16 protein-coding genes are annotated in these 15,406 nt (G+C 61.6%); 3 read left to right on the top strand and 13 right to left on the bottom strand.

What is annotated here, in order from left to right; translation table 11 throughout:
- Positions 1–11 precede the first annotated feature (11 nt).
- From ACP7AL_RS16360 to ACP7AL_RS16375, 4 genes are all read right to left on the bottom strand, one after another.
- Positions 12–785: a sulfite exporter TauE/SafE family protein gene (locus ACP7AL_RS16360; RefSeq protein ID WP_006023041.1), complete on the bottom strand. Its 774-nt coding sequence runs from the start codon at positions 783–785 to the stop codon at positions 12–14.
- A 144-nt stretch (positions 786–929) separates the two neighbouring features.
- Positions 930–2,450, bottom strand: a complete 1,521-nt coding sequence (locus ACP7AL_RS16365; RefSeq protein WP_425992863.1) for an acyl-CoA synthetase — start codon at positions 2,448–2,450, stop codon at positions 930–932.
- A 65-nt stretch (positions 2,451–2,515) separates the two neighbouring features.
- Entirely contained in the window at positions 2,516–3,706 is a 1,191-nt protein-coding gene (locus ACP7AL_RS16370; RefSeq protein ID WP_425992865.1) for an ABC transporter substrate-binding protein, read from the bottom strand.
- A gap of 70 nt (positions 3,707–3,776) precedes the next feature.
- Positions 3,777–4,751 (bottom strand): NAD(P)H-dependent flavin oxidoreductase, encoded by a 975-nt coding sequence (locus ACP7AL_RS16375; protein WP_425992867.1) that lies wholly within the window; start codon positions 4,749–4,751, stop codon positions 3,777–3,779.
- Positions 4,752–4,845: 94 nt separating this feature from the next.
- Here ACP7AL_RS16375 and ACP7AL_RS16380 point away from each other — a divergent pair, with 94 nt between their 5' ends.
- Positions 4,846–5,745, top strand: a complete 900-nt coding sequence (locus tag ACP7AL_RS16380) for a LysR family transcriptional regulator (protein WP_425992869.1) — start codon at positions 4,846–4,848, stop codon at positions 5,743–5,745.
- A gap of 28 nt (positions 5,746–5,773) precedes the next feature.
- On the opposite strand, the gene ACP7AL_RS16385 is transcribed toward ACP7AL_RS16380, so the two are convergent.
- The 7 genes from ACP7AL_RS16385 to ACP7AL_RS16415 all read right to left on the bottom strand — a co-directional run bounded on the left by ACP7AL_RS16385 (position 5,774) and on the right by ACP7AL_RS16415 (position 11,572).
- Positions 5,774–6,571 (bottom strand): ABC transporter ATP-binding protein, encoded by a 798-nt coding sequence (locus tag ACP7AL_RS16385; RefSeq protein ID WP_006023046.1) that lies wholly within the window; start codon positions 6,569–6,571, stop codon positions 5,774–5,776.
- Positions 6,571–7,413 (bottom strand): alpha/beta fold hydrolase, encoded by an 843-nt coding sequence (locus ACP7AL_RS16390; protein WP_024920252.1) that lies wholly within the window; start codon positions 7,411–7,413, stop codon positions 6,571–6,573. Before ACP7AL_RS16390 ends, ACP7AL_RS16385 begins: the two co-directional genes overlap by 1 nt.
- A 46-nt stretch (positions 7,414–7,459) precedes the next feature.
- Complete coding sequence (locus ACP7AL_RS16395; protein ID WP_425992871.1) at positions 7,460–8,239, bottom strand: ABC transporter permease; 780 nt, start codon at positions 8,237–8,239, stop codon at positions 7,460–7,462.
- A gap of 2 nt (positions 8,240–8,241) precedes the next feature.
- Positions 8,242–8,634, bottom strand: a complete 393-nt coding sequence (rutC, locus tag ACP7AL_RS16400) for a pyrimidine utilization protein C (RefSeq protein ID WP_006023049.1) — start codon at positions 8,632–8,634, stop codon at positions 8,242–8,244.
- A gap of 53 nt (positions 8,635–8,687) precedes the next feature.
- Positions 8,688–9,395: an isochorismatase family protein gene (locus tag ACP7AL_RS16405; RefSeq protein WP_006023050.1), complete on the bottom strand. Its 708-nt coding sequence runs from the start codon at positions 9,393–9,395 to the stop codon at positions 8,688–8,690.
- A 20-nt stretch (positions 9,396–9,415) separates the two neighbouring features.
- Positions 9,416–10,462, bottom strand: coding sequence for an ABC transporter substrate-binding protein (locus ACP7AL_RS16410; protein WP_425992874.1), 1,047 nt, complete (start codon positions 10,460–10,462; stop codon positions 9,416–9,418).
- 198 nt (positions 10,463–10,660) lie between these two features.
- A complete protein-coding gene (locus ACP7AL_RS16415) occupies positions 10,661–11,572 on the bottom strand; it encodes a LysR family transcriptional regulator (RefSeq protein ID WP_425992876.1) in 912 nt (303 codons plus the stop codon).
- Positions 11,573–11,731: 159 nt separating this feature from the next.
- Here ACP7AL_RS16415 and ACP7AL_RS16420 point away from each other — a divergent pair, with 159 nt between their 5' ends.
- Entirely contained in the window at positions 11,732–12,862 is a 1,131-nt protein-coding gene (locus ACP7AL_RS16420; protein ID WP_425992878.1) for a zinc-binding dehydrogenase, read from the top strand.
- Between the two features lie 108 nt (positions 12,863–12,970).
- On the opposite strand, the gene ACP7AL_RS16425 is transcribed toward ACP7AL_RS16420, so the two are convergent.
- Together ACP7AL_RS16425 and ACP7AL_RS16430 are read right to left on the bottom strand one after the other, a co-directional pair.
- Complete coding sequence (locus ACP7AL_RS16425; RefSeq protein ID WP_425992880.1) at positions 12,971–13,699, bottom strand: outer membrane protein; 729 nt, start codon at positions 13,697–13,699, stop codon at positions 12,971–12,973.
- Between the two features lie 198 nt (positions 13,700–13,897).
- Positions 13,898–14,353 (bottom strand): hypothetical protein, encoded by a 456-nt coding sequence (locus ACP7AL_RS16430; protein ID WP_425992882.1) that lies wholly within the window; start codon positions 14,351–14,353, stop codon positions 13,898–13,900.
- 22 nt (positions 14,354–14,375) lie between these two features.
- Here ACP7AL_RS16430 and ACP7AL_RS16435 point away from each other — a divergent pair, with 22 nt between their 5' ends.
- Positions 14,376–15,398 carry a YheT family hydrolase gene (locus ACP7AL_RS16435; RefSeq protein ID WP_425992884.1) on the top strand — a complete coding sequence of 341 codons (1,023 nt, stop codon included), beginning with the start codon at positions 14,376–14,378 and terminating at the stop codon, positions 15,396–15,398.
- Positions 15,399–15,406 lie beyond the last annotated feature (8 nt).

Genomic DNA, 15,406 nt, shown 5'->3' on the forward strand with positions numbered 1-15,406 from the left:
CAGGCTCGCCGTTACATCCAGCTTCGGATCAGCATGTAGATCGCGACGCAGGAAATCACCGCCACAAAAACATCGTTGAGCAGTGTCCGCCTGCTCGCCAGCAGATGCGCCGACTTCACGCCGATATATCCGCCGGCCAGACCGCCGACGATAAAGACCGCGGTCAGCGGCCAGTTCACCAGACCGGAGAACGCGTAGCTCGTTGCTGTGGTGAGACCGAAGGCCAGCACGGCCACCAGCGAGGAACTCACCGCGTACACCAGCGGCATGTCGGTCGCGAACACCAGCGCCGGCACGATCAGAAAGCCCCCGCCGATGCCAAAGAACCCGGAGAGCAAGCCGGTGGCAAGCCCGACGCCGGCAAGCGCCGGCGCATTGGCCCGGTTCAACTGGACAGACTTGTTGCCGTCGTGATCGCGGCGACGCCGCATCAAGACAGCAACCACGAGCATCAGAAGCGCGAACATCGTCAGCAGACGCGGCCCATCGACCATCTTGCCGACCAGTGAACCGAGAAACGCTCCAATCACACCTGCGCCGGCGAGCACCGACGCGCACCCCCACTTTACCGTGCCGGTGCGTGCGTGGATGAGAAGGCCGAACGCTGCGCTCGCCGCAACGGCGAGCGAGCTGGTGCCTATCGCCACATGCGCATTCGGTACGCCGACCAGATACACCATCAGGGGCACTGCAAGAATCGACCCGCCGCCGCCGATCACACCGAGCGAAAAGCCGACAAGCGAGCCCGATGCCGCTCCGAGCAAGCCCTGCGCCAAGGAGATCATACCGCTCGCCCCCCGCCGGCGGTTCGTCCCGCCGGGCTGTTTCATTCGGGGCAGCATGACACGATTTCAGCGCAGAACCATCGGCAACGGACGAATTCCGCAACTTTCAACAGGCCGAAAGGCGACCCGGTACGCAACTGCCCGCTACGCGGACGGGCGATTTTCCCAATAGGGATCGCGCAGCTTGCGCTTGAAGATCTTGCCGCTGGCTTCGCGCGGCAGGGCTTCAAGGAAGTTGATGTCTTTCGGCACCTTGAAGTTCGCCAGCCGCTTCCGCAGATAATCCTGCACGTCCTTCGGCGTCAGCGCGGCGCCGGTATCGGGCTCGATGCAGGCGCACAGCCGCTCGCCGAATTCGTCGTCCGGAATGCCGAACACGGCGCAGTCGCGCACGCCCTCCATTCCGATCAGTGTGTTCTCGATCTCCGCCGGATAGATGTTGACCCCGCCCGAGATGACCATGTCGCGCTTGCGATCGCAGAGAAACAGATAGCCGTCTTCATCAAGATAGCCGACATCGCCGACACTGATCAGACCCTCACGGCCGGCTTCCTCGCGCGCGCCGGCTTTGCGGTGATAATCGAAATCCGGGATCGCGGTCTGCCGCATGAAGATCTCGCCGATCTCATTGACACCGCAGGGCTCGCCGTTTGGGCCGAAGATCTTGACGATGCCGCCTTCGATCGCGCGCCCGACGGTGCCGGGCTTCGCCAGCGCTTCCTGTGCCGAGTGCCAGATCGGAATCCCGGTCTCGGTCGAGCCGAAGTACTCATGAACCACCGGTCCCCACCATGCGATCATCGCCTGTTTGACCGGAACGGGACAGGGTGCCGCGCCATGCACCACGAACCGCAGCGACGACAGATCGTACCGCGCTTTCACTTCGTCCGGCAGCCGCAGCAGCCGCACGAACATGGTCGGCACCATGTGCATGTGAGTGACCTTATGCCGCTCGATAAGCTGCAACAGATCCTCGGGATCGAAACGCGGCTCCAGAACGATGGTGCAGTCGTGGCGGAATGCCAGCATGCCGTAGGAACTGGGGGCCGAATGATACATCGGCCCGTTCATCAGAATGACCTGATCTTCATTCGGCTTCAGGCCGTAGGTGATGGCGCTGACCCGTTCGGCCGCGGCCATCTGTTCCGGCAGCATCGGCAGACGCCGCACGCCCTTTGGTCGGCCTGTGGTGCCGGACGTATAGAACATCGGCGTTGCGCGGCCCGGCGCTTCCCGGGACGGCGCAAATCCGTCGCGCCAGACGTCCCAATCCACCCGGCCCTCGGGCACGCGCGCCAGTTCAGGCGGCACACCGAAAGCATCGGCAATCTCCGGCGGCGTTTTCACGACCAGCAGCGGCAACCGCTTCGGCAGACCGTCCTTGATCTGCGGCAACAGGTCCGCGTGGCACACGAGGCTGTGCGCGCCGCTGTCGGCCAGAATGTAGGCGACCTCTTCCGCCTTCAGGTGCCAGTTGATCGGCACCACCGGCGAACCCAGCATCGCGGCAGCCGCCGACGCTTCGAAAAGTGCGAAATCATTCCGCAGCATCAGCCCGACAGGCGCACCGTCACGCAGGCCGAGCGCCTTGAAGCCGGTGGCGGCCCGCGCGATGCGCTCTTGGATTTCAGGAGTGCTGATCTGACGGTCGCCGCTGATAATCATGGTGTCGTTCCGGCTGAAGAAAGAGAACAGGCGCGCCGCGGCATCGCAGCGCGCCCTCGTTACGTTTACTGATCGTCGAGAACCTTGCCGAATCCAACCCAGCTCTTGCCGTCGAAGCGGCGCAGCAACAGTTGCTGGAACGGCAGATAATCGTCGGGCCCGGTGTTGACCGTGATGCCTGGCAACAGCAGCGGCAGCTCCACATTCTTGAGCGACGCCGCCTGGCGCTTGATGTTCTCGGCACTGAAATCGTCCTTGCAGGCCTTGAGCACGGCCACCATCAACTGGGCGTAGTGATAGCCGGCGGAATAGTTTGAGTTGTTCAGGTCGGCATTCGGCATGTACTGCTTCATGAACGCGAAGAACTCTTTCACGCCGGGGTCGTTCGCCCATTGCACATCGTTGACGTCCTTCTGGTTGCTGGACGAGATCATGCCGACGGCATTCTCCAGTCCGGCCGGCGCGAGGAACGAAATCGAAGCCGCCGAAGTCGGCAGGAACGTCATGTCCGGCTTCCAGCCGAGTTCGGCGATGCCCTTGATCAATTGCGACGTGAACTTTCCGAGCACGACGCCGAACAGGACGTCGGCGCCGGATGCCTTCAGTGTCGCGAGTTGCGAGTTGATGGTGGGCGCAGTCACCTCGTAGCTCGCCTCGGCCACGATCATGGTCGCGGCCTTGTCACCGAGCGCACGCTTGAAGCCGCTGACATAGTCGCGGCCGAAGTCGTCGTTCTGCGCGAGAATGGCGATCTTCGCATTCGGTTTTGTCGCCAGGACATGCTTGGCGTAGATCACGCCCTCGGAGGCATAGGCCGCCATGCCCGGCATGGTGTAAGGGAAGCCCTTCGGATCGGCCCACTTGGTCGCGCCGCTGAGAACGAACAACTGCGGAATTTTCTTGCCGTTGAGATAACGATGCACCGCATTGTTGGTCGCGGTGCCGAGCGAGGCGAACATCACCTGCACCTCGTCCTGTTCGACCAGCTTGCGGGTGTGCTCGACGGTCTTCGGCGGCGAGTAGGCGTCATCCATGCTGATGAACTTGATCTTGCGTCCGTTGATGCCGCCTTCGGCATTGATCTTCTCGAAATACGCTTCCTGCACCCGGCCGATCATACCGAAGCCCGACAGCGGGCCGCTGTAAGGCAAGGTCTGCCCGATGCGGATTTCACCCTTGGTATCCGCATGTGCCTGCGTGATTCCGCACGCGGCAAGCGTCAGCATGGCCGTCGCAAGACGTGATAAGGCCTTCATGGTGTCTCCTCCCTGATTTGTTCGTTTTCTTGTGGTGGGCCGCGCTTATACGCGCGTGCCCCATTTTCCGTCAGGCGCTTGCGCGCATCAGGAAATCTCCTCGCGCTTCGGCGAATTCAGTCTTCAGCCGCTCGACCAGTTCCGCGACCGGCGGAATGTCGGTGATCTGGCCGATGCCCTGTCCCGAGCCCCAGATGTCACGCCAGGCCTTGACCTTCATGTTCCCGCCGGAGCCGAAGTTCATCTTGGTCTTGTCGGCAACCGGCAGATTGTCTGGATCGAGGCCGGCAGCAGCGATCGACGGGCCAAGATAATTTCCATGAACGCCGGTGAACAGGTTGGTGTAGACCGTGTCGTGAGCGGCATAGTCGGTCAGTGCCTTCTTGTAGGCGGGATCAGCGTTGGCCTCGGCGGTCGCGATGAAGCGCGTGCCCATGTAGGCCATGTCCGCGCCGAGCGCGAGCGCCGACGCGATACCCCAGCCGTCGGAGATCGCGCCGGAGAGCAGGATGGTGCCCTTGAACCACTGCTTCACTTCCCGCACCAGCGCGAACGGTGACAGCGTTCCGGCATGCCCGCCCGCGCCTGCGCAGACCAGGATGAGGCCATCGACGCCCTGCTCCGCGGCTTTCCGCGCGTGCTTGACATTGATGACATCGTGAAACACGACGCCGCCATAGGAATGCGCGGCATCGACGATTTCGGACGGCGGACGCAGCGAAGTGATGATGACCGGAACCTTGTGCTTCACACAGGTTTCCATGTCTTTCATCAGACGGTCGTTGGAGGCGTGGCAGATCTGGTTGACCGCGTAAGGCGCGACCTTCTTGTGCGGGTTCAGCGCCTGATATTCGCCGAGTTCGTCCTCGATCTGGGTCAGCCATTCGCCCAGCTTCTCGACCGGCCGCGCATTCAGCGCCGGAAACGAGCCGACGATGCCGGCCTTGCACTGCGCGATCACCAGTTCAGGACCCGACACGATAAAGAGCGGCGAGCCGAGAACGGGCAGTTCAAGCGTACCATTGAGCGAGGCGGGAAGCGGCATCGGATTTGTCCTGTTTGAATGTGAGCAACGATAACATCTTGACCGGCGCTCCCAATGTCCAATATTGAACAGTCGCAGCTTCAGGATTGAACAGATGGACTGGGATCTTTGCCGGACCTTCATCGCCGTTGCCGAATCCGGCAGCTATCTCGGCGCGGCCCGGCGGCTGCGCTCGAGCCATCCCACGGTCGGCCGCGAGATCGCGGCCCTCGAAGGGCAGCTCGGGACCAAACTGTTCGTCCGCTCCAATGACGGGCTGGCGCTGACAGCGCAGGGCCGCCGCTTCCGTGAGCACACTGCGGCGATGGAAGCCGCTGCACTGCGGGCGGAAGCCGCGGTCTCGGCCACCGGCGCAAAAGCACGCGGCCTCGTCAAGTTCTCGATCGGCCCGACGCTGGCGGCCTACTGGCTGATGCCGCACATGGCGTCCTTCATCGAGACCCACCCCGACGTTCAGATCGAATTCGTCACGCACCCGTTCCCCGTCAGCGTCCGCAAGCGCGAGGCCGATATCGTGCTGCGCATTTATCAGAGCGGCGACGAGAACCTGGTCGGCCGCAAGATCGCGCGGCTGGGCGTCGGCTTCTATGCCTCGCGCGACTACGCCGCGCGCCATTCCCTGCCCCAGCATCGCGACGACTGGAAACGTCACAATATCGTCGGCTTCGCGGACCGTGCCTCAAACGCCGAACTCGGACGCTGGAGCGATCATGTCGCGCGGGAGGCGACCGTGGCGATGCGCTGCTCATCGCAGGCCGACATGCTGGCGGCGGTCCGCGCCGGCGTCGGAATCTGCGCGATGTCCTGCATCGTCGCCGATGCCCATGACGACCTGATCCGCGTCGCGCCGGACAAGCTGGCCGGCATTTCCGACATCTGGCTGCTGGCGCATCCGGACCTGATCGATCTGCCGGCTGTTCGTGCAGTGATTGATTTCGTCACCCAGCGCTCGCGGGCGGATCGTGTGCGGCTCAGCGGCGCGGCAAAGGCATAGGCTGCCTGAGCGTGAAACCCTGCTGGGCTTACACCTCGCGCCTGATCTCAAGCTCCGACCAGATCCGGTTGAAGTACTCGTTGTAGAGAGGGTTGGTGCGAATGGTCACCGGGTCGCGCTCGGCGGCAGACAATTCGATGGTATGCAGGCTGCGCACCGTCGCGGGCCGGTTGGTCATCACAACGATGCGGTCGGCCATGGTGATCGCTTCACCAATGTCATGCGTCACCAGAATCACGCTCTTGCCGCGCTCGCGGATAATCCGCTGCACCTCGCCTTGCAGCAGCAGCCGGGTCTGAAAATCCAGCGCTGAAAACGGCTCGTCCAGCAGGATCACGTCGGGATCGAACGCCAGCGTTCGCATGAAGGCCACGCGCTGGCGCATGCCACCGGACAATGTCGCGGGCTTGGCTTTCTCGAAACCGCCGAGGCCATAGGATGTGATCAGCCGATGCGCGATTTCCTCGGCCTCGGCGCGCGCCACACCGCGTACTTCCAGACCCAGCGTCACATTGTCCAGCACGCTGCGCCAGGGCAGCAGCATGTCCTTTTGCAGCATGTAGCCGACGTGGCCCTTGGCGCCCGCCACCTGCACGCCGTTGACCGACACGCTGCCCATCGTCGGCGAAATCAGCCCCGCGATAATGTTGAACAGGGTGGTCTTGCCGCAGCCCGACGGTCCGACGATGGCAAGCACTTCGCGTTTGCGCAGACCGAAGGAGATGTTGCCCAGCGCGCGAACCGGATTCGCGCTCTCGGCGTTGAAGACCATGCCCACCTCATGGGCGGTCAGGACGTCTCCGGTGGCAGCGGCTGCATCAGCCATCAGGCGATCTCCGGATAGGTCAATTCTGGCGCCTGCCATTTGCGCCCGGCAATTACCGCGTCGAGATACGACAGCACGACGGCGTTGAATTGATCCGGCAGCACCACCGAGACGGCGTGGCCGCCGGTCTCGAAATAGAAGGTGTCGGCCTTGGGCATCACCTTCGCCATCCGTTCCGAATAGAACAGCGGGGTCAGATGATCGTCCTTGGAACAGGTGATCAGGCAGGGGCACGTGATCTTCCGCAGCTCTTCGCCCGGCGAGTACGAACAGATCGCCTCGATGCGGCTCAGCATGATGTCCGTCGGCGCCAGCGCCGCGGCTGCGGCAGGCTCCTCCGCTTCAAGGCGCGCGATGTTTGCGCTCACCCACCACGGCGGATTGAGAAACAGCGGCGTGGTCTTGACGTAATGCAGCGGACCGCTTGTCTGCAGAACGCGCTTGCGGACCTCGAAGCACCGCCTGAAGTAAGCGTCGGAGGTTGCCCATCCCGCGTACAGAACCGCGCTCTTGATACGCGACGGAAAGCGCAGCGCCATGTCGTGCGCCATCGCCGCGCCGGTCGAATGGCCGACGATATGCGCGGCTTCGATTTTCAGTTCGTCCATCAGCGCGACCATGTCGTCGGTCATTTGCGGGACTGAATAAGTGATGCGGTCCTGACGCGAGCCGCCGGTCCCGCGATGATCGTGCAGCACGACCTGATGTTTCGCGGCGATGGCCTCGATGTTCGGCTTGAAATAGCTTCCTGCGCCGCCGATGCCGGCGACCAGCAGGACGGGCTCGCCCTTGCCGATCACCTCGTAAGCGATCTCGGTTCCGTTCACCTGAGCTACCGGCATCAAACTCTCCGTTGTTCTTGCAAGTGTCTTGTCGTTGGGACCGGCATCAGTAGCTGAGCCACCGTTCGAGCAGCGTGACGCTGTAGTCGAGCACCAGCGCCAGCAGCATCAGCGCGAACAGGCCCACCCAGACCGCGTTGAGGTCGTAGAGCGTCCCGGCGTAATAGACGAGATAGCCGAGCCCCTGCTTGGCGGCGATGTATTCGCCGACCACCGCGCCGATCAGGGCGAATCCGACATTCAGCCGCAGGCCCGAGATGATCCAGGGCATGGTGGCCGGCGCCACGATCTTCCGAAAGGTCTGCCACCGGGTCGCACCGAGCGACCGCATCAGCCGGATCAGATCCTGATCGACCTCCTGCGCACCGCTATAGGCGGTCATCAGCGACACGATGAATGTGATGATCGCGGCGATGGCGATCTTGGATTCAATCCCGATGCCGAACCAGACGATGATCAGCGGCGCCAGCGCGATCTTGGGCAGGCCGTTGGCTGCCACGATGAACGGCCGCAGCATGAGTGCCAATCGCGGAGTCAGCCACAATCCGAGACCAGCGACACTGCCGAAAAAGCAACCGATCACGAATCCAATCAGGGATTCGAGGCCGGTGACCAGGGTGGACTGCACCAGCGTTCCGTCCGCCAGAAGAGTGACGAACTTCTTCGCGATGCCGCTCGGCTGGCCATAGAGATAGACCGGCAGCCATTCGGCCCGAATGGCGATCTCCCACAAACCAAGGAAGCCGACCGTCAGCGCGATCTGTCCGAGCAGGATCAGCAGCCACGGCGAAATGAGAAGGCCGCGCTGTTGTGCCTGTTCCACCATGCTCAGCGGGCCTTGGGCAGATGCGCGATGGACGCGATTTCCACGAGGAATTCGGGTTTGACGAGATCCGCGCGAATGCAATAGCGCGCCGGGAATTCGCTCGGAAAGAACTCCTTATAGACCGCGTTCATGGCGGCGTAATCGCCGAGGTCCTTGAGGAAGATCGAATTCATGGTGACGTCGGCCATCGTGCCGCCGGCGGCCTCGACGATGCTCTTGATCGACTCCAGAACCGCACGGGTCTGCGCGGTTGCGTCGCCGACACCCACGGTCTTGCCGCTGCCATCCATGGCCAGCACGCCGGAGACATAGAGGATGTTGTCCGCAACCACACCCGGCGAATAAGGCGCCATCGGCGGCGGCGAGCCGGCGGGAATAACTGGCTTACGGGGCATATCGGGCTCCTTGGGTTCCTGGCGAATCGTTATGATTGATGGGACAGAAAACGTCAGCGGTTGGTCAAGCTTCGCAGCTCGCTGACCGTGGTGGTCCAGCCGAAAAAAGTTTCGACGTTGTAGACCGTGGCCTCCTGCAGGGAGACCGGACCGGCCTGGAGCGTTGCGTCCTTCACCATGACCGGGAAGTACTCCAGGAAGTACGCATCGCGGATGGTGGATTCCACGCAGACGTTTGTGGCGACGCCCACCACCACCAGATTGCGAATCCGCCGCGCCCGCAGCATGCCGTCGAGCTGGGTGCCGGAGAAACCGCTGTAACGCGGCTTCGGCAGAACGATCTCGCCGGGCAGCGGCTTGATCTTTTCAACCAGCTCGTAGTCCCAGGTCCCGCGCGTGATGAGCTTGCCGTCGAGTTCCGGCCGCGCACGCATCGTTTTCAGCGCGTTCGACTTCCACCAGTTCGGGGAGTCCGGTGTGCCGGCCTCCTGTTTTTCCGCATCCCAGCCGTTCTGGAAAAAGACAATCGTAAAGCCGAGCTTGCGCGAGATTTCGATGGTCTCCGCCACGGCAGCGATCACCGGCTTGGCGCCTGTCACATCGAACCCGGCAAGGTCGAGATAGCCGCCTGGCGACGCGTAGGCGTTCTGCATGTCGACAACGATGAGCGCGGTCTCATCAGGCGAGAGAGGGAATTCGTCCGGCTTGGCGCCGAGCACAAGGCTGTTGTCGTGACGCGGCAACGTCTGAGGCAGAGTCATGGTTATGTTCGCTTTTGAGGTCAGCTTTTCAGGCCAAAGTCGGACGCCGCCTTGGTGGCGAACGTCGTATCGACCATGTCTTCGTAGGGAAGTGTCTTCTTGAGCGTTCCCGCGCCGCTTTCGTGCTTCATGATCGCATCCCAGTCTTCCCTGGTGATGACCGGATTGCGTGGCACCACGTTCTTCGTGGTCATGAAGTTCTTCGCGCCGAGCTTGACGACTTCCGGCGCGACGGTCGGAAATTCCTGCCGGCTGACCTCCTCGAAAGCGTTCGGGTCGGAGTGCAGCAGCTTCATCGCTTCTGCGAGCGCATTGGTGAACTTCTGAACCGTTTCGCCGTTGCTCTTGAGATACGGCTCGGTGACGAAGACGGACGAGAAGGCGATCGGCCCGAGAATGTCAGCGAATGAGTAGACCACCTCCAGCCCGAACTGGGTGACGCCGATACTGGCGTCCCAGTCGAATGCGATCGCCAGATCGGCGCGGCCGTCCTTGACGGCGGCGGCCTGTGCACCGGGCGGCAGTTCGAGGAAATTCACGCCGGCTTCCTTCGGATCGAACCCGCCGACGCTGCGCATCAGATAAGTCGGTGTGGAGATCGTGTTGGACGGGAAGCGCAGGGTGGCAATGGTCTTGCCCTTCAGATCAGCCAGCGAATTGATCTTGAGGCCGGGCTTCGCGATCGCGAAGAGTGAAATACCGCCCGCGACCTTGGCGATGCATTTCATCTTGCCGCCTTCGAGAGTGGAGTTGACCGACATGCCGGTGCCGGTCAGCGCGAACTGCGCCCGGTTGGCGAGCAGCACGGAAACAGGCACCGCAATACCGCCCGCGGTGGAAAGCTCAACGTCCAGGCCCTGTTTTGCGAACATCTCTTTGCGCATCGCGACATAGAGCGGGGTATAGAGGGCGATGTGGATGGCCTCGGACACGACCACCTTGGTCCGGCCCTGCGCGATGCCCGGCATCGGAAATGCCGCAGCCATGCCGAGCGCACCGGTTCCTATCAGCAAGCTCCGGCGGGTCGGCGTCGCAAGCGATGTCGCTTCAGGTTTAGGCGAAGTCATGTTCCATGGTCTCCTTGTGGGATGGCCGCGCCGGCAACCGCGACGGGAAGATGAAGCCTCTCCGGAGATGGATTTTCCGGTTCATCTCGACAGAACCGTATCTTCTGCTCCGAAAGCTCGCTTATGCAGGCTAGGGAGCATTTATCGTTGTTAAAAGTCGAGAATCTGTCATGCGATCCTGCAAAAAAGGCAACACCCCTATTTCCGGGTTTTCGCCTTTGACGCCCTGATCGTCGTGGTCAGAAGCTTGAGAAATTCCTGCGCCGCGCGAGAGAGCGGCCTGTCCCGGTGCACGCTGATGCTCGATCGCGCGGATGCGAGTTCAGTGTCCGCCACAGGGATCGCGCGAAGCTGACCTGATCCGAGCTGCGTAATCACCGCCATCGCCGGTTTGAACGCAATGAACTGGCCGGTCACGGCCATCGTATTGGTCAGTTCCAGCGAATTTGTCGTGACCAGGACCCGTGGATTCAGCTTGTGTTTTGCGACGGTCCGCTCAAACGACTGCCGGATACCGAAGCTGTGATCGGGGAGCGCCAGAGGCTCCTTGCAGATTTCGTCCAGACTGAGGTTCTTGCGATTTGCATACTTGTGATCACGCGCAACCAGACAGGAAACCGGTTCCGGAAACTCCGCGATGGTTTCGATCTCGGCGCGCGGTGATGCATTGAAGGTGATGCCGATGTCGGCCTCGTCTTCCAGCAAGGCTTCGGTGATCCGATCGGTCGATGCGGTTTGAACCTTGAACGCAACAGCCGGATAACGGCGCTGGAAGTCGGCGAGGATATTGGGCAGCAAGCCGGTGACGAAACCTTCGATCACCCAGAGACTGACGTCGCCACGGCGCAAGCCGCGAAGATCATCGATCCCGGCACGTGCCCGGTCGAGGTCGCGGAAGATGCGATGACTTTGCCGGGCCAGAACTTCGCCGGCTGCGGTGAGCCGCACACCGCTTTTGGAACGTTCGAAAAGCACCGCATCGAGCTCATGCTCGAGCTGCGCGATCTGCCTGCTGACCGCTGACGGCGCGACATGAAGCCGGTCCGCTGCCTTGCGGATCGAACCGAGCTTTGCAACTGCGTTGAAGTATTTCAGCGTCAGAAAACGCATCGCGCCCCCGCAAGACGCGGCCGGAAAGCGCTCATGGGGCTGCGGCCGCCAAACATTTTATATTTGAATCCCCTCATTGCCTGCGGGCTTCAATCCAGCGCAAAGTGCAGCCGTAACTGAAGCTTTTCAACAAGAACGTAATTGTCACGGGAGATCAACATGGGTTTCGAGGGACTTGAGCTTCGCTCTTTGATCAAGAAGAGCGGTGAACTCGAACTGTCGCTGGTCAAGGTCAAGATTCCGGAGCCGGCGGCCGACGAAGTCATCGTCCGGGTCGAAGGCTCGCCGATCAACCCTTCCGACCTTGGCCTCCTTGTCGGTACTGCGGACATGACGACGGCCAAATCATCCGGTGCCGGCGATAGTGTCGTCGTGACTGCATCCGTCCCCGAACCGTTGATGAAAGCCATGGCGGGGCGGCTCGATGAATCGATGCCTGTCGGCAACGAAGGCGCAGGTGTCGTCGTCGCGGCTGGAAGCTCCAGCAGGGCGCAGGCGATGATGGGCAAGATGGTCGCAATGATCGGCGGCGCGATGTATGCGCAATACCGCTGCATCAAGGCTGCCGACTGCATGGTGCTTCCCGACGGAACGACAGCAGCAGAAGGCGCGTCGAGTTTCGTCAATCCGCTGACGGCGCTCGGCATGACCGAAACCATGCGGCGGGAAGGACACAAGGCGCTCGTGCATACCGCCGCCGCGTCAAATCTCGGCCAGATGCTCAACAAGATTTGCCTCGCGGACGGTATCGGCCTTGTCAACATCGTGCGCAGCGCCGAACAGGAAGAGATTCTCCGCAAGCTCGGTGCGACCCACATCTGCAATTCCGCCGCCGCGACCTTCATGGACGATCTGACCCAGGCGCTGGTGGAAACCGGCGCGACGCTCGCATTCGACGCGATCGGCGGCGGCAAGCTGGCGGGCCAGATCCTGAGCTGCATGGAAGTTGCCGCCAACAAGACCGCGAAAGTGTACAGCCGCTACGGATCGACCGTTCACAAGCAGGTCTATATTTACGGCGGCCTCGACATGCGCCCGACCGAGATCAACCGGAATTTCGGAATGGCCTGGGGCATCGGCGGCTGGCTGCTGTTTCCGTTCCTGCAAAAAATCGGACCCGCCGAGGCGCAGAAGCTGCGCGAACGCGTTGCCGCCGAACTCAAGACCACATTTGCCAGTCACTACACGCAAGTCGTGTCGCTTCAGGAAGCGCTGCAGCTCTCGAATATTGCAGCTTATGCGAAGCGGGCGACGGGCGAGAAGTTTCTCATCAATCCGAACAAGGCCTGATCGCTCCGGCCTCCAGGCAACGGATGCGTTCGATATCTTTTGACGTCCACCAAAAAAGGCCCCGGGAAACCGGGGCCTTAAGTTGTCTGGAGAAATTATTGGTATCTCTTAGTACTTCGCGACGACCGGGCCACCCCAGTTGAAGCGGTAGTTCAGACCAACCTTCACAGTGTGGAGGTCATCCTTGTAGGACAGAGCCTGAGCGCCACCGTTGGTATAGGCAACGTTGGTGGTGTCGAAGTTGTAGTACTGGTACTCAACCTTCGCCGACCAGGCCGGAGCAAACATGTATTCGAGACCGCCACCGACGGTGTAGCCGGTCGACTGACGATCGGTCACAGCCGGCAGGAAGCCAGCGGTCGCTGCGAGGCCGTTGTCGTCACGGAACGCAACACCGCCCTTGGCGTAGATCAGGCCCGGACCCCAGGTGTAGCCGAGGCGGCCGGTGACCGAAGCGAGCCAGTCGGAGCGGTCACGGAACGAGTTCACGCCGCTGGTGAAATTACGATCGCTGTTCGAGAGGCCGGAGATCTGGCCTTCGATACCAACCAGCCAGTTCGGAGCGAACTGATAGTCAGCGCCGATCTGACCGCCGCCGAGGAAGGCTGCGTCACGGTTGCTGCCGACGAGGGTCGGATCGGTGGTGGCGAAGCCGTTGTCGCCGCCGAAAGCAGCGCCGATGTGCACACCAGCGTAGAAGCCGGTCCAGTTGTAGATCGGCGCAGGCGCGTAAACCGGCGCCTTGGTGTAGGTGCGCGGACCCATGTCAGCGGCGAATGACGCAGTTGAAGCAAGCAAAGCAGCCGAAAAAGCTGCCAGTGCGAAACGATGACCCATCTCTCTTCTCCCCATGTTGAGTTGGGCGAACCCTATTGGCCCCCCAGTTAATGAGAAATGTACAGAGGGCCGGATCGGTTCCGGCACAGAGAGCCCGCCGTCGCTTTGTCTTTCGACGTGACAAAAAAGACACGGCGGGGGCACGGCGTATTCTGGGGAGTTTCCGGGACGATCATCCAGCCCGCAACCCAGCCGCCTTCAGCACCCCCGGCAGATGCTCTTCAGCCGGCGAGACAGCATTTCGTCCTCCGCCTTCATTTCCTGTAACGAATCCACCGGCTTTGGTTTCGCCTCAGCTTCCGCCCTTTTGGCGGCGAGCGCCCTGGCCTGACGGTCGTAGCAGGCTTCCCGGTCCGGCTTCAAATCGATGAAGCGGCATTGCTCAACCTTTGCGAAGCCCGGGGAAATTCCGGCCAGCACAAACACAGTGATTGAGATCTGGAAAAGTTTCATCGGGTGCTCGCCATGGCCGATACCGAATTCTTTATGACGCAATAAACGGTGCGAAGTCCACGTTTGTCCGACAATAGACGTCCGCAGGACGTCAGAACAGCATTCAGGCTGTGGGCCAATTCCGCGGATCACCGGACAGGACAATATTGCGGATGGTTCAGACGCGGGCGATAACTTGCGGACTATAAGCCGTGACAGCACGCACCGCATCCGGGGGCATCGCATGACGCTCAGTTCGATGACACGCGAGGCTTCAGCGCAACCCGATTTTCCAGGATTTGAAGCGGGCGCCCCCTGGTGGGGCGGCTACCTTCAGACCATCGCCGGCGCGCTCCCCACGGTAAGTCCGCGTGACCTCGACCGGTATCCCAGCGAGCAACTGTTCGCACCCGTTCTGGACGGCACCGGGGACACCCTGGTTGCAATGCTCCATCGTCCGGAGCGCCCGAGCATCGACCGATGCGTCGTCCTGCTGATTCATGGCGTGAGCGGCAGCGAAGACAGCAGCTACATTCTACGCTCGGCGGCTTACTTCCTGAATCTCGGCTATCCCGTCCTGCGCGCCAACCTGCGGGGCGCCGGTCCGTCGCGTCCACTCTGCAAGCTTCAGTACAATGCCGGCACGTCCGATGATCTCGTCCATCTGGTGTCGATGGTGCCGGCCGATCTGCGATCAAACGGAATCGCAGCGATGGGCTTTTCCCTCGGCGCGAATGTGCTGCTGAAATTTCTGGGCGAGCGCGGCTCGTCAGCGCCTCTCAGAGCGGCCATTGCCGTCTCTTCCCCTCTCGATCTGGCGGCCGTGTCGCGCCGGTTCATGCGGTGGGACAACGCGCTGTTTCAGTTCGCGATCCTTTCCCAATTGAGGACGGAAAGCGTCAAGCCCGCTGCAGAGCTTTCAAAGCAGGAGCGCAATGCGGCTCTCGCGGCGCGCACCATCTGGGACTTCGATCAGACTTTCACCGCACCCCGTAACGGATTTAGCGGTGCGGAGGACTATTACACACGCTCATCCTGCGCTTCATTTCTGGAGCACATCGCTGTCCCTACGCTGGTGATTTACGCGGCTAACGATCCGATCGTCCCAAGCGAGGCTTATCTTCAATACAGGTGGGACAGGAATCCAAAACTGGTTCGGCTGCTATCGCAATCCGGGGGGCATTGCGGATTTCGGGGGGCCGATTCTCATGCGCGCTGGAATGATGTTTGCGCCGCCCGGTTTTTGAAGAGCATCGAGCAAACTTGATCAGGGCG

Origin of the sequence: Afipia sp. DC4300-2b1, from assembly GCF_049895725.1 — a bacterium.
Lineage (GTDB): Bacteria > Pseudomonadota > Alphaproteobacteria > Rhizobiales > Xanthobacteraceae > Afipia > Afipia broomeae.

Bases quoted from the DNA above. Each gene is read 5' to 3' on its own strand.
- ACP7AL_RS16420 (WP_425992878.1), top strand. From the start codon at position 11,732: ATGGGTTTCGAGGGACTTGAGCTTCGCTCTTTGATCAAGAAGAGCGGT.
- rutC (WP_006023049.1), bottom strand. From the start codon at position 8,634: ATGCCCCGTAAGCCAGTTATTCCCGCCGGCTCGCCGCCGCCGATGGCG.
- ACP7AL_RS16435 (WP_425992884.1), top strand. From the start codon at position 14,376: ATGACGCTCAGTTCGATGACACGCGAGGCTTCAGCGCAACCCGATTTT.
- ACP7AL_RS16415 (WP_425992876.1), bottom strand. From the start codon at position 11,572: ATGCGTTTTCTGACGCTGAAATACTTCAACGCAGTTGCAAAGCTCGGT.
- ACP7AL_RS16395 (WP_425992871.1), bottom strand. From the start codon at position 8,239: ATGGTGGAACAGGCACAACAGCGCGGCCTTCTCATTTCGCCGTGGCTG.
- ACP7AL_RS16365 (WP_425992863.1), bottom strand. From the start codon at position 2,450: ATGATTATCAGCGGCGACCGTCAGATCAGCACTCCTGAAATCCAAGAG.
- ACP7AL_RS16410 (WP_425992874.1), bottom strand. From the start codon at position 10,462: ATGACTTCGCCTAAACCTGAAGCGACATCGCTTGCGACGCCGACCCGC.
- ACP7AL_RS16380 (WP_425992869.1), top strand. From the start codon at position 4,846: ATGGACTGGGATCTTTGCCGGACCTTCATCGCCGTTGCCGAATCCGGC.
- ACP7AL_RS16390 (WP_024920252.1), bottom strand. From the start codon at position 7,413: ATGCCGGTAGCTCAGGTGAACGGAACCGAGATCGCTTACGAGGTGATC.
- ACP7AL_RS16375 (WP_425992867.1), bottom strand. From the start codon at position 4,751: ATGCCGCTTCCCGCCTCGCTCAATGGTACGCTTGAACTGCCCGTTCTC.
- ACP7AL_RS16405 (WP_006023050.1), bottom strand. From the start codon at position 9,395: ATGACTCTGCCTCAGACGTTGCCGCGTCACGACAACAGCCTTGTGCTC.
- ACP7AL_RS16385 (WP_006023046.1), bottom strand. From the start codon at position 6,571: ATGGCTGATGCAGCCGCTGCCACCGGAGACGTCCTGACCGCCCATGAG.
- ACP7AL_RS16370 (WP_425992865.1), bottom strand. From the start codon at position 3,706: ATGAAGGCCTTATCACGTCTTGCGACGGCCATGCTGACGCTTGCCGCG.
- ACP7AL_RS16360 (WP_006023041.1), bottom strand. From the start codon at position 785: ATGATCTCCTTGGCGCAGGGCTTGCTCGGAGCGGCATCGGGCTCGCTT.
- ACP7AL_RS16425 (WP_425992880.1), bottom strand. From the start codon at position 13,699: ATGGGTCATCGTTTCGCACTGGCAGCTTTTTCGGCTGCTTTGCTTGCT.